This window comes from Saccharothrix saharensis (genome assembly GCF_006716745.1).
GTDB lineage: Bacteria > Actinomycetota > Actinomycetes > Mycobacteriales > Pseudonocardiaceae > Actinosynnema > Actinosynnema saharense.
In genome coordinates, this window is record NZ_VFPP01000001.1 from 3,546,201 (window position 1) to 3,568,758 (window position 22,558).

At 72.3% G+C, this 22,558-nt stretch carries 21 protein-coding genes, 2 tRNA genes and 1 pseudogene; 19 read left to right on the top strand and 5 right to left on the bottom strand.

What is annotated here, in order from left to right; genetic code table 11:
* Positions 1–99 precede the first annotated feature (99 nt).
* Positions 100–570, top strand: a complete 471-nt coding sequence (locus FHX81_RS15060) for a MarR family winged helix-turn-helix transcriptional regulator (RefSeq protein WP_246107822.1) — start codon at positions 100–102, stop codon at positions 568–570.
* Here FHX81_RS15060 and FHX81_RS15065 read toward each other — a convergent pair.
* Positions 540–1,349 (bottom strand): annotated as a pseudogene (locus FHX81_RS15065) (NAD(P)/FAD-dependent oxidoreductase); the annotation flags it as partial. The gene FHX81_RS15060 and the pseudogene FHX81_RS15065 overlap by 31 nt on opposite strands.
* A gap of 223 nt (positions 1,350–1,572) precedes the next feature.
* Here FHX81_RS15065 and FHX81_RS15070 point away from each other — a divergent pair.
* From FHX81_RS15070 to FHX81_RS15095, 7 genes are all read left to right on the top strand, one after another.
* A complete protein-coding gene (locus FHX81_RS15070) occupies positions 1,573–1,776 on the top strand; it encodes a hypothetical protein (RefSeq protein ID WP_141978773.1) in 204 nt (67 codons plus the stop codon).
* Positions 1,777–1,843: 67 nt separating this feature from the next.
* A complete protein-coding gene (locus tag FHX81_RS15075) occupies positions 1,844–3,706 on the top strand; it encodes an SDR family oxidoreductase (RefSeq protein WP_141978774.1) in 1,863 nt (620 codons plus the stop codon).
* Entirely contained in the window at positions 3,703–5,283 is a 1,581-nt protein-coding gene (locus FHX81_RS15080; RefSeq protein WP_141978775.1) for an AMP-binding protein, read from the top strand. The genes FHX81_RS15075 and FHX81_RS15080 overlap by 4 nt, the downstream gene beginning before the upstream one ends.
* A 23-nt stretch (positions 5,284–5,306) precedes the next feature.
* A complete protein-coding gene (locus FHX81_RS15085; RefSeq protein WP_141978776.1) occupies positions 5,307–6,632 on the top strand; it encodes a response regulator transcription factor in 1,326 nt (441 codons plus the stop codon).
* A 223-nt stretch (positions 6,633–6,855) separates the two neighbouring features.
* Positions 6,856–7,005 (top strand): hypothetical protein, encoded by a 150-nt coding sequence (locus FHX81_RS40525; RefSeq protein WP_170232057.1) that lies wholly within the window; start codon positions 6,856–6,858, stop codon positions 7,003–7,005.
* A 63-nt stretch (positions 7,006–7,068) separates the two neighbouring features.
* Positions 7,069–7,560, top strand: a complete 492-nt coding sequence (locus FHX81_RS15090; RefSeq protein ID WP_246107823.1) for a PH domain-containing protein — start codon at positions 7,069–7,071, stop codon at positions 7,558–7,560.
* Positions 7,561–7,628: 68 nt separating this feature from the next.
* Positions 7,629–9,053, top strand: coding sequence for a PH domain-containing protein (locus FHX81_RS15095; RefSeq protein ID WP_141983946.1), 1,425 nt, complete (start codon positions 7,629–7,631; stop codon positions 9,051–9,053).
* On the opposite strand, the gene FHX81_RS15100 is transcribed toward FHX81_RS15095, so the two are convergent.
* The gene (locus FHX81_RS15100; RefSeq protein ID WP_246107824.1) at positions 9,042–10,016 is read right to left on the bottom strand and encodes a GlxA family transcriptional regulator; all 975 of its coding nucleotides are present in this window, start codon (positions 10,014–10,016) and stop codon (positions 9,042–9,044) included. The genes FHX81_RS15095 and FHX81_RS15100 overlap by 12 nt on opposite strands.
* 71 nt (positions 10,017–10,087) lie before the next feature.
* Between FHX81_RS15100 and FHX81_RS15105 the strand changes: the two genes are divergently transcribed.
* Positions 10,088–11,383 carry an MFS transporter gene (locus FHX81_RS15105; protein WP_141978778.1) on the top strand — a complete coding sequence of 432 codons (1,296 nt, stop codon included), beginning with the start codon at positions 10,088–10,090 and terminating at the stop codon, positions 11,381–11,383.
* Here the strand turns inward: FHX81_RS15105 and FHX81_RS15110 are convergent.
* The gene (locus FHX81_RS15110) at positions 11,315–12,835 is read right to left on the bottom strand and encodes a helicase HerA-like domain-containing protein (protein ID WP_141978779.1); all 1,521 of its coding nucleotides are present in this window, start codon (positions 12,833–12,835) and stop codon (positions 11,315–11,317) included. The genes FHX81_RS15105 and FHX81_RS15110 overlap by 69 nt on opposite strands.
* Before the next feature lie 83 nt (positions 12,836–12,918).
* Here FHX81_RS15110 and orn point away from each other — a divergent pair, with 83 nt between their 5' ends.
* The 3 genes from orn (at position 12,919) to FHX81_RS40530 (ending at position 15,356) form a co-directional block, all read left to right on the top strand.
* Complete coding sequence (orn, locus tag FHX81_RS15115; RefSeq protein WP_141978780.1) at positions 12,919–13,530, top strand: oligoribonuclease; 612 nt, start codon at positions 12,919–12,921, stop codon at positions 13,528–13,530.
* A 62-nt stretch (positions 13,531–13,592) separates the two neighbouring features.
* A tRNA-His gene (locus FHX81_RS15120) sits at positions 13,593–13,668 on the top strand.
* 56 nt (positions 13,669–13,724) lie between these two features.
* Positions 13,725–15,356: an ABC-F family ATP-binding cassette domain-containing protein gene (locus tag FHX81_RS40530; RefSeq protein ID WP_170232059.1), complete on the top strand. Its 1,632-nt coding sequence runs from the start codon at positions 13,725–13,727 to the stop codon at positions 15,354–15,356.
* A 3-nt stretch (positions 15,357–15,359) separates the two neighbouring features.
* Here the strand turns inward: FHX81_RS40530 and FHX81_RS15135 are convergent, their stop codons facing one another.
* On the bottom strand, positions 15,360–16,562 hold the full coding sequence (locus tag FHX81_RS15135; RefSeq protein ID WP_141978782.1) for a L,D-transpeptidase: 1,203 nt from the start codon (positions 16,560–16,562) through the stop codon (positions 15,360–15,362).
* Between the two features lie 233 nt (positions 16,563–16,795).
* On the opposite strand from FHX81_RS15135, the gene FHX81_RS15140 reads away from it, so the two are divergent.
* Positions 16,796–16,868: transfer RNA gene (locus FHX81_RS15140), tRNA-Lys, on the top strand.
* A gap of 97 nt (positions 16,869–16,965) precedes the next feature.
* On the opposite strand, the gene FHX81_RS15145 is transcribed toward FHX81_RS15140, so the two are convergent.
* Positions 16,966–17,637 (bottom strand): hypothetical protein, encoded by a 672-nt coding sequence (locus FHX81_RS15145; RefSeq protein WP_246107825.1) that lies wholly within the window; start codon positions 17,635–17,637, stop codon positions 16,966–16,968.
* An 83-nt stretch (positions 17,638–17,720) separates the two neighbouring features.
* On the opposite strand from FHX81_RS15145, the gene FHX81_RS15150 reads away from it, so the two are divergent.
* From FHX81_RS15150 to FHX81_RS15175, 6 genes are all read left to right on the top strand, one after another.
* The gene (locus FHX81_RS15150) at positions 17,721–18,842 is read left to right on the top strand and encodes a DUF2786 domain-containing protein (RefSeq protein ID WP_246107826.1); all 1,122 of its coding nucleotides are present in this window, start codon (positions 17,721–17,723) and stop codon (positions 18,840–18,842) included.
* A 48-nt stretch (positions 18,843–18,890) separates the two neighbouring features.
* Positions 18,891–19,607, top strand: coding sequence for a hypothetical protein (locus FHX81_RS15155; protein WP_141978784.1), 717 nt, complete (start codon positions 18,891–18,893; stop codon positions 19,605–19,607).
* 53 nt (positions 19,608–19,660) lie between these two features.
* Positions 19,661–20,047 (top strand): very short patch repair endonuclease, encoded by a 387-nt coding sequence (locus tag FHX81_RS15160; protein ID WP_141983948.1) that lies wholly within the window; start codon positions 19,661–19,663, stop codon positions 20,045–20,047.
* 13 nt (positions 20,048–20,060) lie between these two features.
* The gene (locus tag FHX81_RS15165) at positions 20,061–21,149 is read left to right on the top strand and encodes a DNA cytosine methyltransferase (protein ID WP_141983949.1); all 1,089 of its coding nucleotides are present in this window, start codon (positions 20,061–20,063) and stop codon (positions 21,147–21,149) included.
* 71 nt (positions 21,150–21,220) lie between these two features.
* On the top strand, positions 21,221–21,751 hold the full coding sequence (locus FHX81_RS15170) for a hypothetical protein (protein WP_141978785.1): 531 nt from the start codon (positions 21,221–21,223) through the stop codon (positions 21,749–21,751).
* A gap of 39 nt (positions 21,752–21,790) precedes the next feature.
* Positions 21,791–22,060 carry a GlsB/YeaQ/YmgE family stress response membrane protein gene (locus tag FHX81_RS15175; RefSeq protein ID WP_141978786.1) on the top strand — a complete coding sequence of 90 codons (270 nt, stop codon included), beginning with the start codon at positions 21,791–21,793 and terminating at the stop codon, positions 22,058–22,060.
* Positions 22,061–22,558 lie beyond the last annotated feature (498 nt).

The window sequence follows — 22,558 nt, forward strand, 5'->3', positions numbered from 1 at the left end:
CCCCCTAGGAATTCTCAACTCGGAACATATTGGCTGAGGAGTTACGAGTCAAGATGTTCCGACCTAAGAATACCTAGCCCGACGGGTATGCTCGCGGGCATGGACCTCGCCCCTGACCTGGGCTGCACCAGCCGCGCGGGCCTGAACTGGCTGCTGCACCGCGCGGCGCAGAAGCTGGGCGCGGTCTCGCAGGAAGCCGCGGTGCGGCACGGCATCACCACGCGGGGGCAGATCGTGCTGACCGCGTTGGTCAGCGAGGAGTTCCAGCGCACCCAGCTCGCGCTCGGCCACGCGCTGGGCGTGGACAAGACCACCCTGACCGCGGAGCTGGACCGGTTGGAACGCGCGGGCCTGATCATGCGCAAGCCGGACCCGCACGACCGGCGCGTGCGGGTGCCCGTGATCACCGAGCAGGGCCGGACCGTCCAGGGCGAGGTCGAGAAGCTGCACGTCGAGGTGGAGCGGGAGTTCACCGCCGGGCTCGGGCCGGAGGAGGCGCGCACGCTGCGCGTGCTGCTGGAACGCCTGATCGCGTCGGGTCACGGGCCCGACCACGGCTCCTGCATGTGACGCCTAGCGCACTGCTCCGGCGTCACCTCGGCCCGCGCGTCGACCAGGAGCTGCAACGCCTCGCCGTCGTCCCACCGGTTGACGTTCATCGCCGCCTGCACGCGCCCCTCGCGCAGCCAGAAGGCGGTGAACTCGCGCGCGTCCACGTCACCGCGCACGACCAGCTCGTCGTGCTCGGCGTCGGCGAGTCCCCGGTACTCCATGCCGAGGTCGTACTGGTCGGTGAAGAAGTACGGCGACGCCTCGTACGGCTCGTCCGAGCCCAGGACCGGACCGGCCACGTGCTCGCCCTGGCCCTGGGCGTTCGCCCAGTGCTCGACCCGGATCCGCCGGCCGTGCCGGGGGTGGTCGTGCGCGGCGACGTCGCCGACGGCGAAGACGTCCGGCGCGGACGTGCGCAGGGCGCCGTCCACCGCCACCCCGCCCCCGTCCGAGGCCAACCCGGCGTCCCGCGCCAGGTCCAGGTTCGGCGCGGCGCCCACCGCGACCACCACCACGTCACCGGTCAGCGCGCCGCCGTCGGCGAGCCGGACGCCGTGCTCGGTGAAGCCGTCCACGCCGATGCCGAGCCGCCACCTCACGCCGTGCTCGGCGTGCAGGTCGCGGAACACCTCGCCCATCCGCGGTCCGAGCACCCGGCGCAGCGGCAGGTCCACGGGGTCGACCACGGTCACCGAAGCGCCGTGCCGCCGGGCCGCGGCGGCGACCTCGCAACCGATCCACCCCGCGCCGACGATGACGACCTCGGCCCCTCCGGTCAGCTCGGCCCGCAACGCCAGGCGCCCGCCAGACCCGACCCGATTATCACGATCCGTTGCGGTTCAGCCATCTTTCTCACCCCTTCAGGTGACTGCGAGGACAGCCTCATGCGACGCTAGCGACAGCTCGGCACGGTCGCCCGGCGGAAAGTCCCGTCATGGCACCAACCCACGCGCGTCTCCTCCCGAGAGCGCCCGGATTGGTCCGAGCACCCCGTGTCGACACAGCTGGAGGTTGGGTGCCGTGAGCACAGGCAAGGAGTGGCAGATCGCCTGCCGCGACATCGCGTCACGTCGCCGTGACATGACCGTCTTCGTCAGCCAGGGCCACGTCGTGGTGACCGTGCCGCCGGGTGAGGCGGCCGTGCTGACGCCGCTGGAGGTGGGCCGGCTGCGCGCGGCCCTGCGCGACGCGGTGGTGAACGCCTCCGGCACGCCGGAGAACTGATCGCCGGCGTTCCGAATTCCCCCCGGACTCTTCCTACTCACGGGTAGGTAATGCCAGTATCGGGGACGTGGGTACCTACTTCGTCACCGGCGCGACGGGTTTCATCGGCAGGCGCCTGGTCGCCGAGCTGCTGCGGCGACCGGACTGCGAACGGGTGTTCGCGCTGGTCAGGCCGCACTCGGCGGACAAGCTGGACCGCCACGGGAAGCTGACGCCGGTGCTGGGCGACCTCGGTTCGCCGATCGACGCCGACCGGGTCGACCACGTCGTGCACCTGGCCGCCGTGTACGACTTCACCGCGTCCGCGGAGGCGCACCACGCCGTGAACGTCGAGGGCACCCGGCGGGTCGTCGAGTACGCCGAACGCACCGGCTCCGGCCTGCTGCACCACGTGTCGTCCATCGCGGTCGCGGGCGATCACCGCGGCTCGTTCACCGAGGACGACTTCGACCTCGGCCAGCACCTCGGCTCGCCGTACCACGCGACCAAGCACGCGGCCGAGAAGATCGTCCGGGGCCAGGACGGCGTCCCGTGGCGGATCTACCGGCCGGGCGCGGTGGTCGGCGACTCGCGCACCGGCGAGGTCGACAAGGTCGACGGCCCGTACCACTTCTTCGCGGCGCTGGCCGCGCTCGCCCGCCTGCCGCGCCGGCTGCCGCTGGTCGCGCCGCACTTCGGGGTCGCGAACGTGGTCCCGGTCGACTACGTGGTGGCCGCGCTGGACCGGCTGATCCACGCCGACGTGCCGGCCGGCAGCACGTTCCACCTCACCGCCCGCCGCTCGCAGCGGATGGACGAGGTCTACAACGCGCTGGCCGACGCCGCCGGCGCGCCGAAGGTACGGTTCAGCGTGCCGCTGCCGCTGCCCGCCGAACCCACCGGCGCGGTCGTCACCGGCGTGCTCACGGAGCTGGGCGTCCCGCCGCGGCTCGTGCCCCACCTCGCGCTGCACGCCGATTTCGACTCGACGGCCACCCGCGCGGTCACCGGCCTCGAACCACCCGACTTCACCACCTACGCGCACACGCTGTGGCGCTACTGGGCCGACCACCTCGACCCGCTGCGCGCCGCCCGAGGGCACGGCCTGGCCGGGCGGACCGTGCTCGTCACCGGCGCGTCCTCGGGCATCGGCGCGGCCAGCGCGCTCGCCGTGGCGCGCAAGGGCGCCGTGCCGCTGCTGGTCGCCCGGCGCGCCGACGAGCTGGAGGAGGTCGCCGGGCGGATCCGCGCGGAGGGCGGCACGGCGCACACCTACCCGTGCGACCTGACCGACGCGGAGGCGGTGGGCGCGCTGCTCAAGCAGGTGCTCGCCGACCACGACGGCGTCGACGCGCTGGTCAACAACGCGGGCCGGTCGATCCGCCGCAGCGTGCACCTGAGCGTGGACCGGCTGCACGACTACGAGCGCACCATGGCGTTGAACTACTTCGCACCGCTGCGACTGGTCCTCGGTCTGCTGCCGCACATGAGGGAACGGCGGTTCGGCCACATCGTGAACATCTCGAGCATGGGAGTGCAGATCAACACACCCCGGTTCTCCGCCTACCTCGCCTCGAAGAGCGCACTCGACGCGTTCAGCCGGGTGGCCGCCAGTGAGACCGTCGCCGACGGCGTCACGTTCACCTCCGTGCGGATGCCGCTGGTGCGCACGCCGATGATCGGCCCGACGAAGGTCTACGACGCGTTCCCCGCGGCCACGCCCGAACGCGCGGCGCAGTGGGTGGTCCGCGCGCTGGAACGCCGTCCGGAGGAGGTCAACCTCCCGGCCGGGGTGCTGGTCGAGCTGGCGCGCAAGGCCGCGCCGAAGACCGTCCGATCGCTGCTGCACCTGGTCTACCGGGCCATGCCGGAGCAGGGCGCGCCGCGCACGCCGCCGCTCGCCTCCGTCGCCGCGGGCATCACCCGCCTGGTCCTGCGGGCGACGCGGTGAACCGGGTCGTGGGAGCGCTGCGCGCGCTGGCGACGCTGGTGCGCGCCGGTGTCGTGCGGCCCATGGGCCCCGGCAGGCTGCTCGGCGTCGTGGACGCCTTCCTCCGGTGGGACATCACGGTCGCGTTCGGCTTCGCCACCGGCGCGGCCCGCCACCCCGACCGGCCGGCGATCATCGACGACGCGGGCACGCTCACCTACGCCGAGGTGGACGAGCGCACCACCAGGCTCGCGCACGGCCTGCACGACCTGGGCGTGCGCGCGGGCTCGAAGGTCGCCGTGCTGTGCCGCAACCACCGCGGCTTCGTGGAGACCGTGGCCGCGTGCGTGAAGCTTGGCGCGCACGCCGTGCTGCTCAACACCGGGTTGAGCGCCGCGCAGATCGCCGTGGTGCTGCGCGAGCAGGACGTGTCCGTCGTCGTCGCCGACACCGAGTTCCGCGACCTGCTGACCAACGCGCCGCGCAAGGTGCGCCGGGTGATCGCGTGGGTGGACGGCACCACGAAGAGCAAGACGTTGGAGCAGCTGATCGCCGGCTCACCCGACACGCCCCTGCCCCGGCGACCGCCGCGCGGCCGGATGATCGTGCTGACGTCGGGCACCACCGGCGCGCCCAAGGGCGCCAAGCGGCCGGAACCGGCGAGCCTCACGCCCGCCGCCGCGCTGCTGTCCCGCATCCCGCTCAAGGCGGGCGACCGGTTCTCCGTGCCCGCGCCGCTGTTCCACACGTGGGGACTGGCCGCGTTCCAGATCGGGTTGGTGCTGGGCGCGACGTTCGTGCTGCGCCGCAAGTTCGACCCGGACCTCGTGCTCGCCGACGCCCGCCGGCACGGCAGCGACGCGTTGTTCGTGGTCCCCGTGATGCTGCAACGCGTGCTGGAGCTCACCGGACGCCCGCACCTGCCGAAGCTGCGGGTGATCGCCTCCAGCGGGTCGGCGCTGCCGCCGCCGGTGGCGCGCCGGTGCCTGACCGACTTCGGCCCGGTGCTCTACAACCTCTACGGCTCCACCGAGGTGTCGTGGGTGAGCATCGCCCGGCCCGACGAGCTGGCCCGGCACCCGGACACCGCGGGCAGGCCGCCGCACGGCACCCGGCTGGAGATCCTGGACGACGAGGGCAACCGGGTGCCCGCGGGCACGACCGGCCGGATCTTCGTGGCCAACGGGATGCTGTTCGACGGCTACACCAACGGCGGCAACAAGGAGGTCCGCGACGGCCTCATGTCGACCGGTGACGTCGGCTACCGCGACCAGGACGGCCTGCTGTTCGTCGCGGGCCGGGACGACGAGATGATCATTTCCGGCGGCGAGAACGTGTACCCGCGTGAGGTCGAGGACCTGCTGGCGGGCCTGGCGGGGGTGCGCGAGGTGGCCGTGGTCGGCGTGCCGGACGAAAGGTTCGGCCAACGGCTCGCCGCGTACGTCGTGTGCGAGGAGCCGGGCGTGCTGGACGAGGAGGCGGTGCGCGAGCACGTGCGCGGCAACCTCGCCAAGTTCTCCGTGCCGAGGGAGGTGGTCTTCCTCGACGCCCTGCCGCGCAACGCCACCGGGAAGGTGCTCAAGCGCGAGCTGGGGTGAGTACCCTCGGCGCGGGGGCAACGATGACGATTCCCGTCCAGCGAGCGGCCGACCCGCGCGAAGCCGCGGTGTCCAACCTGCGCGAGGCGCGGATGGCGTTGGACGAGGGCCGCCCGGGCGACGCGCTGGAGTTCGCCGAGAAGGCCGTGGCCGCGTTCTCGTGGCTGGACGACGCCGAGGGCGTGGCGCACAGCGTGCTGGCGCAGTCCGTGGCGCTGGGCAAGCGCGGGCTGCTGCCGGGCGCGCTGGACACCATCGACCGGGTGCAGGCCATCGCGGCGGCCAACCGGCACGTCGGGCTCCAGGCGTGGTGCAGCTTCTCGCAGGCCGTGGTGGAGCTGCGGCTGGACTCGCGGGAGCGGTCGCTGCACTCGCTGGCCCGCGCCCTGGGCCTGGCCGAGCTGACCAAGGACGTCGAGCTGATCGGCTCGATCCTGTACGAGCAGGCCACCGTGCTGCGCACGCAGTACCACGAGCACTGCATGGTGCGCTCGCCGGCGAGCCGGTGCAGCCCGGACGGGGAGCCGTGCACGCGCAAGCTGCGCCGCGCGGAGGCGCTGTGCGCGCAGGTCCGCGACCGGTGGAAGCACCTGGACCAGCCGTTGCGGATGGCCCGGCTGAACCTGCTGCTCACGCACGTGCGGCTGGACCTGGGCGAGGTGGACCGGGCGCTGCGCTCGTGCCGGCGGGCCGACCAGCTGCTGACCGGGCAGGACCGGCCCGTGCTGCGGGCCGAGCTGCTGATGGCGCGGGCCCGGATCAGCGGCGCCCGCGGCCGGTGCGACGAGCAGGTGCGGCAGCTGACCCGGGCGGCGGAGCTGGCGATGGGCGTGCTGGCCCGTGAGGTCGCGGTGCGGGCGCACGGCGCGTTGAGCCAGGCCTACGAGCGGGCCGGGAAGCTGGAACCGGCGCTGCGACACGCCCGGTCTCAATTGGAGCAGTACCGGCTGTGGGAGCTGCAGGAAGGTCGGGACCTGCTGCGGATGCGGGAGCACGACCTGTCCGCCCGGCTGGTCGACCAGTTGGCCGAGCGCACGGTCGGGCTGCGCCGCGACACCCGGTCGGCGCCGGACCCGCTGCGCAGCTCGGCCACCGCGGAGCAGGACAACCGGCGCATCGCGCGGGCGCTGCGGGCCGGGCTGACCCGGCGCGGCATCGAGGTGCTACGTCGGGTCGCCGCAGGTGAGAGCACCGCCGCCATCGCGGCCGAGCTGTCGTTGTCGCCGAAGACCGTGCAGAACCACCTCCAGCGCATCTACCGGACCCTCGACGTGCGCGACCGCGCGGGGGCGGCGGTGTGGTGGGTCGACCTGGAGGACGAGGCACGGGCACGCGCGGTGGTCGACTGAGTCACTTCCGCCTTTCCGGCTCGTTACCGGTAATGGTGGGATGTCCCCGACGATCGGGGCGACCGCTCCGGGGGTATTGCCCAGCGGGCAGAGGCAGAAGTGGGTGATGACCGTGACGACACCTGTGTGCCATGCTCCGCTTGGACGCTTCCGGGCGTCGCCCGCGGATCTGGTCCGGCTCCCCCCTGCCGACAAAGCCGCTACGATCGAACGGAGTTCGACGATGGTTGTGCACTCCCTGCACAAGATCATGGCTGCGCTCGCCATCTGCGCCGGTCTCGCGGTCGTCGCCGGTGTGCCCGCCGCCGTGGCCGTCTCGGGCCAGAGCGCCGACGCGCGGGTCTTCCAGGCGCCGTACTCACCCCAGCCCTGACCGGTCGGTGACCCGGCCGGGTTCGCGCGCACGCGGGCTCGGCCGTGAGGCACAGTGGACGGCGTGAGCAACGAAGTGTTGCGCCTGCGTGCGCCGCGGCACCGGGTGAGCCGCAAGTCGATCACCCTCTGGACCCTGCACGCGCTGATCGGCTGGGCGGTGCTGCTGGTGCCGCAAGTGGTCGTGCTGGTCTTCACCGCGACGCCGTGGCAGGTCGCCGCCGCGGTCGCCACCCTCGTGCTCGGCACGGCGCACACCCTGGTCATGCCGCGCTGGCGCTACCGCGTGCACCGCTGGGAGGCCACCCCGGACGCGGTCTACACGCTGGCGGGCTGGCTGAACCAGGAGTGGCGGATCGCGCCGGTCTCGCGCATCCAGACCGTGGACACCAAGCGCGGTCCGCTGCAACAGCTGCTCGGCCTGTCCACGGTCACCGTCACCACCGCCTCGGCCGCCGGCCCCGTGCTCATCGAGGGCTTGGAGCACGGTGACGCGGTGCGGCTGGCCGACGAGCTGACCACCACCACCCAGGCCACGCCGGGTGATGCCACGTGACCACCGAGCTGCCCGCCGCGCCGGAGCACGCCGAGCCGGTCGTGGACTGGCACCGGCTGGACGTGCGCATGCTCGTCGTCCGGCCGCTGAACGAGCTGCTCGGCCTGGTGCCGGTGTTCGTCGGCCTGCTCGTGCTGGGCAAGGGCGAGACGTGGCGCATCCTGGTCAGCGTCGGCGTGATCGTCGCGATCGTGCTGTTCGGCCTGCTGCGCTGGATCACCACCCGGTACCGGATCACCACCGAGCAGGTCGAGATGCACACCGGGCTGCTGGTGCGCAAGCGCCTGGCCGTGCCGCGCGACCGCATCCGCACCGTCGACCTGACCGCGAAGCTCGGCCACCGGCTGTTCGGGCTGTCCGCGATCCGGGTCGGCACCGGGCAGCGCGACCAGCCCGGCGAGGACGGCCTGACGCTGGACGCGGTGTCCTCGGCCGAAGCGGAACGGCTGCGGGTGCTGCTGCTCACGATCGCCAAGGCGCCCGTCGCGGTGGCCCAACCGGCCGAGGAGCGGCCGAGCGTGGAGCTGTCCAAGTGGGACAACCAGTGGCTGCGGTACGCGCCGCTGACGTTGTCCGGGCTGGTGGCCGCCGGTGCGTTGTTCGGGTTCGTGGTGAACTTCGCCCGGGAGCTGGACATCGAGGTGCTGGAGCCGATGACCGAGGCCGCGCACTGGGTCGCCGCGCAGCCGCTCGGGCTGACGATCGCGGTGTTCGCCGGTGTCGTGCTGCTGGTCGCCACGCTCGGCTCGGTGCTGGTGTACGTGGTGCAGTTCCACGGTTATCGGCTGACGCGCGAGCCGGACGACACGGTCCGGGTGCGCCGCGGCCTGCTCACCACCCGTTCGGTTTCCGTTGCCGAGCAACGACTTCGCGGCGTCGAGCTGGTCGAGCCGCTGCTGCTGCGGACCGGGCGGGGCGCGCACGCCAAGACCGTGACCACCGGCCTGGGGCGCAAGGGTGAGAGCAACCTGCTGCTGCCACCCGCTCCGGTCGCCGAGGCGCACCGCGTGTCGGCGGAGGTGCTGCGCACCGACGAACCGCCGACCCGCACGCCGTTGCGGCGCCACCCGATGGCCGCCCTGCGCCGCCGGATGGTGCGCGCCGTCGTGCCGCTGCTCGTGCTCGCGGCGGCGCTGGCCTGGTCGGCGCCGAGCTGGACGTGGCAGGTCGTGCTGGCGCTCGTGCCGTTCTCCGCGGCCCTGGGCTGGGACCGGTACCGCTCGCTCGGCCACGCGCTGACCGACCGGTACCTGCTCGCCCGCGCGGGCTCGGCGGTGCGGGAAACCGTGGCGCTGCAACGCACCGGCATCATCGGCTGGCGCGTCTCCCGCTCGTTCTTCCAGCGCCGCGCGGGCCTGGTCACCATCACGGCCACCACGGCGGCGGGCGACGGCGCGTACCACGTGGTCGACGTGGCCGAGGCCGACGGCCTGGCGCTGGCGGCCGAGGCGGTGCCGGACCTGCTGCGGCCGTTCCTGGAGCTAGCCGACTGAGCGGAACGTGGTGCGGTACGCGCTGGGCGACACGCCGAGCGTCGCGCTCATCTGCTGCCGCAGCGCCGCGCCCGTGCCGAAACCCGCGTGCCTGGCCACCTGGTCGACGGCCAGGTCCGTGGTCTCCAGCAGGTGGCGCGCCCGTTCGACGCGCTGCTGCGTGATCCACTTGCCGGGGCTGACGCCCACCTCCTCGCGGAAGCGGCGGGTGAACGTGCGGACGCTCATCCGGGCGTGCGCGGCCAGCGCGCTCAGGTCGAGCGGCTCGCCCAGGTGCTCCAGGGCCCACGCGCGGGCAGGCGCGGTGGACGTGTCGGCCTGGTCCGGGATCGGCCGCACGATGAACTGCGACTGGCCGCCCGGCCGCCACGCCGGCACGACGCAGCGGCGCGCGGCCATGTTCGCCACCTCGCTGCCGTGGTCCTGCCGCACGAGGTGCAGGCACAGGTCGACGCCCGCGGCCACGCCCGCCGAGGTGAGCACGTCGCCCCCGTCCACGAACAGCACGTCCGGGTCCAGCTCAACGGCCGGGAACAGGCGGCGGAAGTTGTCCGCGTGCGCCCAGTGCGTGGTGGCCGCGCGGCCGTCCAGCAGACCGGCGGCGGCCAGCACGAACGCGCCCGTGCAGATCGACATGACCCGCGCGCCCCGGCCCGCCGCCGCGAGCAGCGCCGTGCGCACCGGTTCCTCCAGCGTGCCGTCGTCCAGCACCTGCGCGCCGTAGCTCACCCCGACCGCGATGACCGTGTCGGCTTCGGCGACCAGCTCCAGCCCGTGGTCGGGGGTGATGGTGAACCCGGCCGCGCTGCGCACCGGCCGAGCGCCGGGCGTGCAGATCCGCACCCGGTAGTGCCGCCGCCCGTGCTCGTCGCGGGCGGCGTTGAAGACCTGGGTCGGGGTGCCGAGGTCGAACGTCACCACCTCGTCCAGCGCGAGCACGGCGACCAGGTGACGGCGGTCCATGGCCGGATTCTTGCACATGATGGCCATCGAGCCACTTCCTGATCGGGGCCCGATCGGTGACGCTGGCCCACGTGATTCGCAGCAGGCAGAACTGGGCATGGGTGGTCGCCGGCGTCGGCTTCGTCGCGCTCGTCGGCGCGGCGGCGTTCCGGGCCACCCCGGGCGCGTTGATCGAACCGCTGCAACGCGAGTTCGGCTGGTCCACCGGCACGGTCGGCTTCGCCGTGTCGGTGAACCTGATGTTGTTCGGCCTGACCGCGCCGTTCGCCGCCGCGCTGATGGAGCGGCTGGGCGTGCGCAAGGTCGTGGCCTCGGCGTTGACGCTGGTCGCGGTGGGCAGCGGGCTGACCGTGCTCATGACCGCGGCCTGGCAGTTGGTGCTGTTCTGGGGCGTGCTGATCGGCCTGGGCACCGGCTCGATGGCGCTGGCGTTCGTGGCGACGATCACCGGCCGGTGGTTCGTCAAGCACCGCGGCCTGGTCACCGGCATCCTCTCGGCGGGCAGCGCCACGGGCCAGCTGGTGTTCCTGCCCGTCGTGGCGGCGGTGTCGGAGTCGTCGGGGTGGCGCACGGCGTGCGTCGTGGTGTCCGTCGCGGCCCTCGCGGTCGTGCCGCTGGTGCTGCTGTTCCTCCGCGAGCACCCCGCCGACCTGGGCGTTCCGCCGTACGGCGGTGACGAGGTCGTGCCCGTGCCGCCGGCCGCGGGCGGTGCCGCCCGCACTGCCGTCCGCGCGCTGGCCGGCGCCGCGCGCACGGGACCGTTCTGGTTCCTGGCGGCGGGCTTCGCGATCTGCGGCGCGACCACGAACGGCCTGGTCGGCACCCACTTCATCCCCGCCGCGCACGACCACGGCATGCCCACCACCACCGCCGCCGGCCTGCTCGCCCTGGTGGGGATCTTCGACATCGTCGGCACGGTCCTGTCGGGCTGGCTCACCGACCGCGTCGACTCCCGCGTCCTGCTCGCCGTGTACTACGCGCTGCGCGGCGCGTCACTGCTGGTCCTGCCGCAGCTGTTCCAGGACTCGGTGCACCCGTCGATGCTCGTGTTCATCATCTTCTACGGCCTGGACTGGGTCGCCACCGTGCCGCCGACGGTCGCCCTGTGCCGCCAGGTGTTCGGCCTCTCGGCCCCGGTCGTCTTCGGCTGGGTCTTCGCCTCGCACCAGATCGGCGCGGCCATCGCCGCCACGGCCGCCGGCATCGCCCGCGACCACTTCGGCAACTACTCCTCGACGTGGTACGCGGCCGGCCTGCTCAGCATCGTCGCGGCGTTCCTGTCGATGAGGATCAAGCGCTCACCGGCGCTTGCGGGAGGTCCCGAACAGCCCTCGGGTGATCTCACGACCCAGCGCACCGGCGGCTGAACGCAGGAACGACTTCACCGCCGAGTTGCCGAGCACCTGCGCGACGACGCCGGGTTCCTCGCGCTCGGCCCGGTCTTCCCGAGGTGGCGCCGCCTCCTCCTGCGCGGGAGGCGGCGCCACCCTCGCCGCCAGCTTCTCGTAGGCCGACTCGCGGTCCACCGTCCCGGCGTACTTGCCGTGCAGCTCGGACCCCTCGGCGGCCTGCCTGATCGCGTCCGCCCCGATCGTGTCCATCAAGGACCGCGGAGCGCGCAACCTCGTCCACGCGACCGGTGTCGGCGCGCCCTTCTCGCTCAGCACCGTCACGACCGCCTCGCCGATCCCCAACGACGTCAACGCCTCGTCCAGCTCGTAGTGCGGCGTGGTCGGGTACGTCTTCACCGCCTTCGCCAACGCCGCCTGGTCCTCCGGCGTGAACGCCCGCAGCGCGTGCTGCACCCGTGCGCCCAGCTGCGACAGCACCGCGTTCGGCACGTCGGTCGGCAACTGCGTGCAGAAGAACACACCGACACCCTTGGACCGGATCAGCTTCACCGTCTGCGTGATCCGCTCCAGGAACGCCTTGGACGCGTCGGCGAACAGCAGGTGCGCCTCGTCGAAGAAGAACACCAGCTTCGGCTGGTCCAGATCGCCTTCCTCGGGCAGCACCTCGAACAGCTCCGCCAGCAACCACATCAGGAACGTGGAGAACAACGCCGGCCTGGCCTGCAACTCCGCCAGCTCCAGCAACGACACCACGCCGCGGCCGTCCACCACCCGCATCAGGTCCCGCGGATCCAGCTCCGGCTCGCCGAAGAACGTGTCACCGCCCTGCGCCTCCAGGTTCACCAACGACCGCAGGATCACCCCCGCCGTCGCGGACGACACCCCGCCCAGACCTTTCAGGTCCGCCTTGCCCTCGGCGGACGTGAGGTGCCCGATCACCGACCGCAGGTCCTTGATGTCCAGCAGCGGCAAGCCGCGCGAGTCGGCCCAGTGGAAGATCAGCCCGAGCGTGGACTCCTGCGTGTCGTTGAGGCCGAGCACCTTCGCCAGCAGGATCGGCCCGAAGCTCGTCACGGTCGCCCGCACCGGCACCGCCGCACCGCCCGTGCCCAGGGACAGGAACTGCACCGGGCACGCCGCCGGCTGCCAGTCGTCACCGGTCTCGGCGGCCCGCGCGGTGACCCGCTCACCGCCCTCGCCCGGCCGGGACAGCCCCGACAGGTCACCCTTCACGTCCGCCATCACCACGGGCACGCCCGCCGCCGACAGCTGCTCGGCCATCAGCTGCAACGTCTTCGTCTTGCCCGTGCCGGTGGCGCCGGCGACCAGGCCGTGCCGGTTCATCGTGGCCAGCGGGAGCCGCACGTGCGCGGTGGCCTCCACCTGTCCGCCGACGAGCACTGCACCGAGTTCGATGGCCGCGCCTTGGGAGGCGTAACCGGCAGCGATGTCGCTCTGGGCCGTCATCGCCCTGAGCGTAATGAGATTGGAAGGGGCCGCCACCCGAAGCGACGCGGGGCCGGTCGGACCGGGCGACTAGGCTCGCGCGGGTGATGGATCGCTTGGTGTGGATCGACTGCGAGATGACCGGCCTCGACCTGGGCAAGGACGCCTTGATCGAGATCGCGGCCCTGGTGACCGACGCGGAGCTGAACGTGCTCGGCGAGGGGGTCGACGTGGTGATCCACGCCGACGACACCGCGCTCGACTCGATGCCCGACGTCGTCATGCAGATGCACGCCAAGTCCGGGCTCACCGAGGAGGTCCGGCGGTCCACCGTGACGCTGGCCGACGCCGAGGCCCAGGTGCTGGCCTACATCAAGGAGTGGGTGCCGGACCCGCGCACCGCTCCCCTGGCGGGCAACTCGATCGCCACCGACCGCGGGTTCATCGCCCGCGACATGCCCGAGCTGGACGCCCACCTGCACTACCGGATGGTCGACGTGTCGTCGATCAAGGAGCTGTGCCGGCGGTGGTACCCGCGCATCTACTACGCGCAGCCGGGCAAGGGGCTGGCCCACCGCGCTCTGGCCGACATCAAGGAGTCGATCCGCGAGCTGGCCTACTACCGGCGCACGGCGTTCGTGCCGCAACCAGGGCCGACGTCGGAGCAGGCGCAGGCCGTGGCCGCCGAGCTGCTGGCCGCCGACGGGCAGAAATAGGGTCGATTTCAGACCCGGCGGTAGGGCACTGTATGCTTCACGCGCCGGGTCAACCGGTCTTGGTGGGTGTAGCTCAGCTGGCAGAGCACTGGGTTGTGATCCCAGGTGTCGCGGGTTCAAGTCCCGTCACTCACCCCAAGCGGAACGCCCCTCGACGCCGTCGAGGGGCGTCTTCTTTTGCCCTGGAGTCGTCGTTGAGCGCCACACTCGTCGCGAAAGACCTGGCCGCCGGGCACGGCGACCGCGTGCTGTTCTCGGGGTTGGACCTGGTCGTCGCACCCGGTGACGTGGTCGGCCTGGTCGGGGCCAACGGCGCGGGCAAGTCGACGCTGCTGCGCACGCTCGCCGGGCTGCTGCCCGCCGAGCAGGGTGTGATCCGCCTCTCCCCCACCACCGCGACCGTCGGCCACCTGCCGCAGGAGCCGGACCGGCGTCCGGGCGAGACCGTGCGGGCGTTCCTGGCCCGCCGCACGGGCGTGGCGGCGGCGCAGGTCGAGCTGGACCGGGCGACCGAGGCGTTGACCGCGGGCGAGGGTGACGACGGTTACTCCGACGCGTTGGAGCGGTGGCTCGCGCTCGGTGGCGCGGACCTGGAGGAGCGGTCCCTGGAGGTCGCCGCCGACCTGGGGCTGGACGTGTCGCTCGACCTGCCCATGACGGCCCTGTCCGGCGGGCAGGCGGCCCGCGCGAGCATGGCGTCGTTGCTGCTGAGCAGGTACGACGTGTTCCTGCTCGACGAGCCGACCAACGACCTCGACCTGGACGGCCTGGCCCGGCTGGAGCGGTTCGTGACGGGGCTGCGCGCGGGCGTCGTGGTGGTGTCGCACGACCGCGAGTTCCTGGCCCGCACGGTGACGCGGGTGGTGGAGTTGGACCTGGCGCAGCAGCAGGTGCGGTCCTACGGCGGCGGCTACGAGTCGTACCTGGAGGAGCGGGAGATCGCCCGCAGGCACGCGCGTGAGGAGTACGAGGAGTTCGCGTCCACGCGCGCGTCGCTGGAGGAGCGCGCTCGGGCCCAGCGGGCGTGGATGGAGAAGGGCGTGAAGAACGCCCGCCGCAAGGCGCCCGACAACGACAAGGTCGGGCGCAAGTTCCGCACCGAGGCGACCGAGAAGCAGGCCGCGAAGGCGCGGCAGACCGAGCGCCTGATCGAACGGCTGGACGTGGTCGAGGAGCCGCGCAAGGAGTGGGAGCTGCGGATGGAGATCGCCGCCGCGCCCCGCTCCGGCGCGGTCGTGGCCGTGCTGCGGGCGGCGGTCGTGGCGCGGGGGTCGTTCACGCTGGGGCCGGTCGACCTGCAGGTGGACTGGGCGGACCGGATCGCCATCACCGGGGCCAACGGGTCGGGCAAGTCGACGTTGCTGGCCGCGCTGCTCGGCCGCGTGCCGCTGACGTCCGGGTCGTCTTCCCTGGGGTCGGGCGTCGTGGTGGGTGAGATCGACCAGGCGCGCGGGCTGTTCCTGGGCGACGAGCCGCTGCTGGAGGCGTTCGGGGCGGCCGTGCCGGACCTGGTGCCCGCCGACGTGCGCACGTTGCTGGCGAAGTTCGGGCTGAAGGCGGCGCACGTGCTGCGGACGGCGGCCTCGCTGTCGCCCGGTGAACGCACGCGTGCCGCGTTGGCACTGCTGCAGGCACGCGGGGTGAACCTGCTCGTGCTGGACGAGCCGACCAACCACCTCGACCTGCCCGCGATCGAGCAGCTCGAGTCCGCGCTGGACTCCTACACCGGCACGTTGCTGCTGGTCACGCACGACCGGCGGATGCTGGACGCGGTGCGCACGACCCGCCGCCTGGTGGTGGCGGCGGGTCGCGTCACGGACCTGTGAGCGCTACTTCGCGCCGCCCTTGACCCACTCCTCCCACGGGATCTGCCAGTCGCCGTAGCCGTCGGTCGGCTCCAGCACCGGGCCGCCGGAGTTCGTCACGACCACGATGTCCCCGGGCTTGGAGATGTCGTAGACCCACCTGGCGTTCTCGGGCGAGAGGTTCAGGCAGCCGTGGCTGACGTTGCGCCTGCCCTGGTCCCCGATCGACCACGGCGCGCCGTGGAAGAAGATGCCGGAGTTGGACATCCGGACGGCCCAGTCGACCGGCGTGACGTAACCGCCCGCGTCCAGGGACAGGCCGTAGGTGCGGGAGTCCATCACCATGTGGTCGTGCTTCTCCATGGTGACGTAGACGCCCGTGGGGGTGGTGTTCTGCGCGTCGCCCATGGAGGTCGGCATGGTGCGCGCCACCTGGCCGTTGATCTTGGTGATGACCTGGTGCGACTGGCCGTCGGCCTCGTGCACGACCGCGTCACCGATGGTGAAGGTGGACACGTGGTCCTCCTGGCCGTACACGCCGTTGCCGAGGTGCTTGCCGTAGATCTTGGCGTTGATGGTGGCCTTGGTGCCGGGCGCCCAGTAGGCCTTCGGGCGCCAGTGCACCTTCTGGTCGTCGAACCAGTAGAAGGCACCCTCGACGCTCGGTTCCGTGGTGATGGAGAGCATCGCCTCGGCGGCGGCCTTGTCGGTGACCGGCTCGTCGAACCGGAAGTGCACCGGCTGGCCGATGCCGACCGTCATGCCGTCGAACGGGAAGACCTCCGCGAGGAGCGTCTGGGTGCGCGGCTTGACGGTGGTGAAGGTCGAGGTCTTGGTGACGGGCTTGCCGTCCGCGCCCTCGCCGGTGACGGCCAGCTTGTAGGTCTTCTCGTAGCCCAGCGGCTCGGTGTTGGTCCACTGGAGACCGTCCGGGCTCACCTGGCCGGCCACGACCTTGCCCTCGGGGTTGGTCAGCGAGACCGCCGTGATCCTGCCGTCGGTGGCCGTGGCCACGACCGGCACACCGGGCGCCACGTCCACCGCCGCGTCCGCGGGACCGGTGCTCAACGACACGGGCTTGGGCGGCGGTGTGGACGAAGTGGTGGACGTCTCACCGGACGCGGCCCCGGTCGAGGCGGAGCCCGACGAACAACTTGTGATCAACGTCGCGACCAACCCGATCGCGACGATCCCCAGCGCTCTGCGCGCCCCCCGCATGCGGTACATCCCGTCCTCCGCTTCGTCCCCAGAACGCCTTGACAGCCCGCGACGAGAGCCTGTCGGCGTCCCCTGACAAGGTGACGCCTGGAGGGTTGACGATGTTGCCCGAGATGCTGGATCGTTACCAAGGCGAAGTTCCCCCTGCACCAGGGCGGCACACCTGCCCTGACCAGGCGATTGGGAGCTGAGAGAGACGCTGTGCTAATGTTCTTCGCGTCGGACGGAGCAAGGAAGTCCGAGCGCCGCTAGCTCAACTGGCAGAGCAGCTGACTCTTAATCAGCGGGTTCGGGGTTCGAGTCCCTGGCGGCGCACAATACGAAGAAGCAGGTCGGCATTGCGCCGACCTGCTTCTTCGTTTCTCCGGTGGTTTTCGGCGGGCGCGCAATCGCATTGTTCGCCCGGCCGCGATCAGCCGAAGGCAAGCGCTATTCGCCGGCTCGCCAGCAACCGGGTCCGCCGGACTTCCCCGTCGAGGACGGCGTCGGTGTTGCGGTCCAGGCGGTCGTAGGACTTGGCCAGCAGCCAGTGGGCCGCCTCTGCCCCGATCGGGGTCAGCGGGCCCTGGTCGGACAGGCGGGTGCGGGCGGTGGTGACGTCGCGGGTCACGAAGGCGGTGCGGACTTCGCCGCCGGACAGCTCGTCGATCAGGAACACCATGGCGTGCTCCGCGGTGGCGAACGTGTACGTGCAGATCAGGGCCAGGTAGCCGGCGTCGATCGACCGGTCGCAGATCCAGGCGCCGCCGACGGTCAGGGCGGGGCCCGCGGGCGTCACGGCGTTCGCCGCCCACTCGCGCGGGCGGCCGGTGAGCACGGCGGCCAGGACGCGCAGCAGGGCGTGGTTGCGGCGGCTGGGCAGCGACACGGCGTGCTCGATCAGGCCCGCCCAGAACTCCTCGTCCGGGCGGAGGTCCGCGACCGCGCTGCTGACGGTCAGTTCGGCCTCCAGCGGGTCGAGCAGGTGCGGCAGGGCGCGGCAGCGGTGGACGACCAGGCGTTGCGCCGTGGTCAGCGGCGTCCCCTGTGGACGGTGCACCACCATGATCGGTCGCCGTTTCGGGACCTGCGTCTTCCGGCTCACCGCGCGAGGCTGGCACGTCGGGGTCCGCGTGGGGCGCAACGCGCACCGGCTGCGGCGACACCACACCCGAAAGGGGACAATCGGTGGTCGTGGACTCCCTGCGCGAGGCGTTGTGGCGGGCCGCGGCGAACCGCCGGGCCCGGCTGCCGCGCACCTCCTCCCTCCCACCGGCCGAAGTGGACGACGCGGTGCAGGCGGTGTTGAGGCGTGCGTTCGAGCACCTGTGGGAACACGGCTGGCTGCCCTACGACGTGTACGAGGTCGTGCGGCGCAACGAGGACGAGCGCGCGCTGTCGTTCCTGGTCGACTCGCTGGCGCTGGAGGCGTCCCGCTATCCCGCGCTGCACCCGCGCTGGCGGGAGCAGCTGGCGGAGATCGGGGCCGCGGTGTGGTGGGACGCCGACCAGCCGCACCTCGACCAGTGGGCCCGCCGGCACATCGAGCTGCGCGACGACGCCGTGGCCGCCGCGGTGGCGGTGCTGGCGGTGCTCGTCACGTTGCCCGCGCTGCCGGTGATCGTGCCGAAGCCGGGGACGCCGCTGGCCGCGATCGACCACCACCACGTCGACCCGAAGATCCTCAACCGGGTGCGGGGGCTCTTGGCCAAGGCCGAGTCGACCGCGTTCCCGGACGAGGCGGAGGCGCTGTCGGCCAAGGCGCAGGAGCTCGTGACGCGGCACGCGTTGGAGCGGATGCCCTTGGAGGCGCCGACGACGACGTCCCGCCGGTTGTGGCTGGACAAGCGGTACTTCGACGGCAAGGCGCACGTCGTGCACGTGGTCGCGGAGGCCAACCGCTGCCGTGCCGTGGTGTACGACCTGGGGTTCGTGGCGCTGGTCGGCGAGGAGCTCGACCTGGAGATCGTGGAGCTGCTGTCGGCGTCGCTGCTGGTCCAGGCGACGCGGGCGATGGTCGCGGCGGGTGACAAGGCGCGCAAGGGCGACGAGGCCCGGTCGGCGGCGTTCCGCAAGTCGTTCCTGCTGTCCTACGCCCACCGGATCGGGGAGCGGTTGCGCGCGGCGAACGAGGTGCCCGCCGACGACGACCGGCTGCTGCCCGTGCTGGCGGAGCGGAAGAAGGCGGTGGAGGAGTACTTCGGCTCGATGTTCAGCCGGACTGTCGCCAAGTCGACGCCGGTGCGCAGCGCGGCGGGGTGGGACGCGGGTCGCTCGGCGGCGGACCGGGCGAACCTGTCGATCACCTGACCTGCGGTTTCCCCGGAACTGTCGGTGGTCGTCCGTACTCTCCGCGTCATGACCACCGCGATGGAAGTGCGCCGGCTGTTCAACGTCACGCAGGAGACCCGGTTCCACTTCAACCACTGGTACAGCGGGCGCAAGCACGTCGTGGGGCACGTGATGGCGCACGAGTCCGTGGCCGTGCACCGGGTCACCCCCGACGAGGTCGAGGCCGCGTGCCGGAGCGCGCCGCGGGCGGGTCCGGCGGACGTGCCGGAGATCCGGGGTTGGCGGCCGGACTTCGCCTTCGCGCACGTGGCGCACCACGTGGTCGAGGCGCTGGGCCGATTACCGGGCTGGCCGGAGTTCCGCGAGTTCTGCGAGGCCGACGAGCGGGCGCGGGGCATGTTGTGGACGCCGGCCCGCGAGGTGATCGCCGAGGTGGGGCCGGCGGGGCGGGCGGCCTTGCGCAACCGGGTGGTGTCCGAGTTCCTGGGGTTCCTGCGGGACGTGTACGTGGTCACGGTGTTGCGCGGGCACGGGCTGGACGTGCGGGTGCACCCGTTGGCGGACACCGTGTTCAAGGTGGACGCGTGGGTGGAGCGGCTGATCCTCAACCCGCGTGGCGGTGGGCAGCGGTCGGCGGAGCTGCTGGTGCACGCGATGCCGCCGTTCTTCTTCGCGGACCTGGGGGTGAGCGAGTACACGCAGGTGGGCGCGGCGGTGCTGCCCGTGCGGGCCCAACTGGACCGGGCGGCGCGGCGGCTGCGGGACGTGCTGCACCCCGGGTGAGTCATGATGGCCGGGTGCCGAACCTGGAGACGACGGACGACGTCCGCGCCCGGATGAGCAAGCAGCGGTCCCGTGACACGGGCATCGAGGTGGCGTTGCGGCGTGAACTGCACCGGTTGGGGCTGCGGTACCGGGTGCACCAGCGGCCGGTGCGCGCGGTGCGGCGGGAGGCGGACGTGGTGTTCGGGCCGGCCAAGGTGGCGGTGTTCGTGGACGGGTGCTTCTGGCACGGCTGCCCGGAGCACGGCACCTGGCCCAAGCGCAACGGGGAGTTCTGGCGGACGAAGATCGAGGCGAACCAGGCGCGTGACGCGAACACCGACCAGGTGCTGGCCGACGCCGGGTGGCTCGCGGTGCGGGTCTGGGAGCACGAGGACCCGACCGTCGCGGCGAGTCGGGTGCGGACGGCGGTGCTGGCGCGGCGCGGTCGGCTAGCCTGAGCCCGTGCTGTCCATGATCGACCTGTTCGCCGGCTGCGGTGGCATGACCTCCGGGTTCGCCGCGGCGGGCGGCTACCGGCCGGTCATGGCGGTCGAGTGGGACCTGCACGCGGCGGCCACGTACGCGGCGAACTTCGGCGAGGACCACATCCGCTGGTCGGACATCGCGGCCGTGCCGGACAGCGCGATCCCCGAGGTGGACGTGATCGTCGGCGGTCCGCCGTGCCAGGGTTTCTCGAACCTGGGCTCGAAGGACGTCAACGATCCGCGCAACTCGCTGTGGCGGGAGTACCTGCGGTTCGTGCGGCGGGCCCGGCCGTCGGTGTTCGTCATCGAGAACGTCGACCGGTTCCTGGCGTCGACCGAGTTCGCGTTGCTGCAGGCGGAGACCGAGGGCTACGAGCTGAGCCACGGCATCCTGCTCGCGGCGGATTTCGGCGTGCCGCAGCGGCGGCGGCGCACGATCGTGATCGGCTCGCGGATCGGGCGCATCCCGCTGCCGGTCGCGACGCACCCGCGCGGACGTTGGCACACGGTCGGTGACGTGCTGCGCGGCCTGCCGGAGCGGCCGGTGACGACGTCGTTGCCGACCTCGGTGGTGGAGTTCTTCGGGCGTGAGCTGCCCGGCCCGTTCAAGAGCCCGGACCTGCACATCGGCCGCAACCCCACGCCGTTGTCGTTGGAGCGGTACCGGCACATCCCGCCGGGCGGGGGCCGGTTCGACCTGCCGCCGGACCTGCTGCCCCGGTGTTGGCGGGAGAAGAAGAGCGGCACGACCGACGTGATGGGCCGGATGCGGTGGGACGAGCCGTCGCTGACCATCCGCACCGAGTTCTACAAGCCGGAGAAGGGCCGCTACCTGCACCCGCAGTGGGAGCCGGGTGAGGACGGCCACCGGGTCGACCGCCCGATCACGCACCTGGAGGCGGCACGCCTGCAGTCGTTCCCGGACTCGTTCGAGTGGTGCGGCTCGAAGATCGAGGTGGCGCGGCAGATCGGCAACGCCGTGCCGCCGTCGTTGGCGCGGGCCATCGCCGAGCACCTCAAGCCGTACCTGACGGGCTCGGAGCCGACCGCGCCGACGTGCCCGCTCTGCCCCTGATCGGACATTCGCTCCTCCGGTCCTCCGGCACGGGCCCGGAATTGTCGGACCCCTCCGCTAGCGTCATCACCATGACGACAACCACGTACGAGAACGCGGTCCGCATCGGCTCCACGACCTACCAGGTGGTGGCCACCGCCGACCCGGACCTCTCCGTCGACCTGGCCGGTGTCGACGCCGCGGGCGCCATGGTGGCCGAGGGCGCGATCCGGATGCCGGCCGACGCCGGCGCGAAGATCGGCAGGCTGCTGGCGCAGGTGCTGGAGGCGTTGGGCAGGCTCAGCGCACCGTCCTCGCTCTCACCGCGCGACCGCCCGGCGAACGCCAACCAACCGTGGACCCGGGACCTGGACGACGGCCTGCGCGCCGACTGGCTGGCCGCCACCACCGACACCCCGACCACCGACCTGATCCGCTCGATCGCGAAGCGCCTGGAACGCTCGCCCACCTCGATCAGGTCACGGCTGGCCAGGGTGGGCTGCGACCCGGACGTGCCCGGCCGGGTCCTGTCGGAGGAGGGCGCGGAGGTGTTCCGGGTTCAGGGTCGGGATCAGGGCCGGGTCAGGGGCAAACCCGATTCGGGGGGTGAGGGCGTCGAGTGATGCTCGTGGTGGACGCGTAGGGCGAGGAAAGGACCTCTCGTGGAGATCACCGGGCTCATCTCGGCGCTCGTCATCGGCGTGATCGTCGGTGGCCTGGGACGGCTGGTCGTGCCGGGCAGGCAGAAGATCTCGATGGTGATGACGCTCGTGGTCGGCATCGCGGCGGCCCTGGTGGGCACGTTCGCCGCGTCGGTCCTCGGCGTCTCGGACACCTCGGGCATCGACTGGATCGAACTGGCCCTCCAAGTCGGCCTGGCCGCCGTCGGCGTCACCACCCTGGCCCGCCGGAGGTCCCACCAACCCCGGTGACACGGCGGGCAGGCCGCCCGGTCCGATCCCGTCCGGCCTGCCCACCACCCCTCTCCCGGCTCGAACACGAACCTGGTACCGCCCGTCCCGACCTGGACCGCGCGCAAGCCCGCAGGACAACCGACCCGCGCCAGCCCACCGGCCGAGTCGGCTTGCCGAGCCGAGCTGAGGCCAACGCTGCGTCGGTCCACCCCCGCCGGGCCGACCGGGGTCGCACCCGGGTCCGGTTCGAGCAACGTCGGGCGGGGCGCGGCTGCCTGATCGGGTCTCGACTGGCAGGCAAGGCGGGTGTCGCCGGTCGAGGGTGAACGGTGACGCCCCGGCTTGGGCCGGACAACGGTCGGTCGGGGCGAACCTGCCAGGCGCTGCCCCAGCCGGGTCCTGGACTTCCCGGGCTGGGCACGCTGCCCTCAGCCTCCTCCGGCGCTCCCCGGCGGCTCGGGCTTCTGCGGCGGAATGGCCGGGGTGCTCGCGGGGTGTTGTGCCGGCCGCACCCGA

Bases quoted from the DNA above. Each gene is read 5' to 3' on its own strand.
- FHX81_RS15135 (WP_141978782.1), bottom strand. From the start codon at position 16,562: ATGTACCGCATGCGGGGGGCGCGCAGAGCGCTGGGGATCGTCGCGATC.
- FHX81_RS15095 (WP_141983946.1), top strand. From the start codon at position 7,629: ATGCTCGTCGTCCGGCCGCTGAACGAGCTGCTCGGCCTGGTGCCGGTG.
- FHX81_RS15165 (WP_141983949.1), top strand. From the start codon at position 20,061: ATGATCGACCTGTTCGCCGGCTGCGGTGGCATGACCTCCGGGTTCGCC.
- FHX81_RS15100 (WP_246107824.1), bottom strand. From the start codon at position 10,016: ATGGACCGCCGTCACCTGGTCGCCGTGCTCGCGCTGGACGAGGTGGTG.
- FHX81_RS40525 (WP_170232057.1), top strand. From the start codon at position 6,856: ATGGTTGTGCACTCCCTGCACAAGATCATGGCTGCGCTCGCCATCTGC.
- FHX81_RS15060 (WP_246107822.1), top strand. From the start codon at position 100: ATGGACCTCGCCCCTGACCTGGGCTGCACCAGCCGCGCGGGCCTGAAC.
- FHX81_RS15155 (WP_141978784.1), top strand. From the start codon at position 18,891: ATGACCACCGCGATGGAAGTGCGCCGGCTGTTCAACGTCACGCAGGAG.
- FHX81_RS15110 (WP_141978779.1), bottom strand. From the start codon at position 12,835: ATGACGGCCCAGAGCGACATCGCTGCCGGTTACGCCTCCCAAGGCGCG.
- FHX81_RS15160 (WP_141983948.1), top strand. From the start codon at position 19,661: ATGAGCAAGCAGCGGTCCCGTGACACGGGCATCGAGGTGGCGTTGCGG.
- FHX81_RS15085 (WP_141978776.1), top strand. From the start codon at position 5,307: ATGACGATTCCCGTCCAGCGAGCGGCCGACCCGCGCGAAGCCGCGGTG.
- FHX81_RS15170 (WP_141978785.1), top strand. From the start codon at position 21,221: ATGACGACAACCACGTACGAGAACGCGGTCCGCATCGGCTCCACGACC.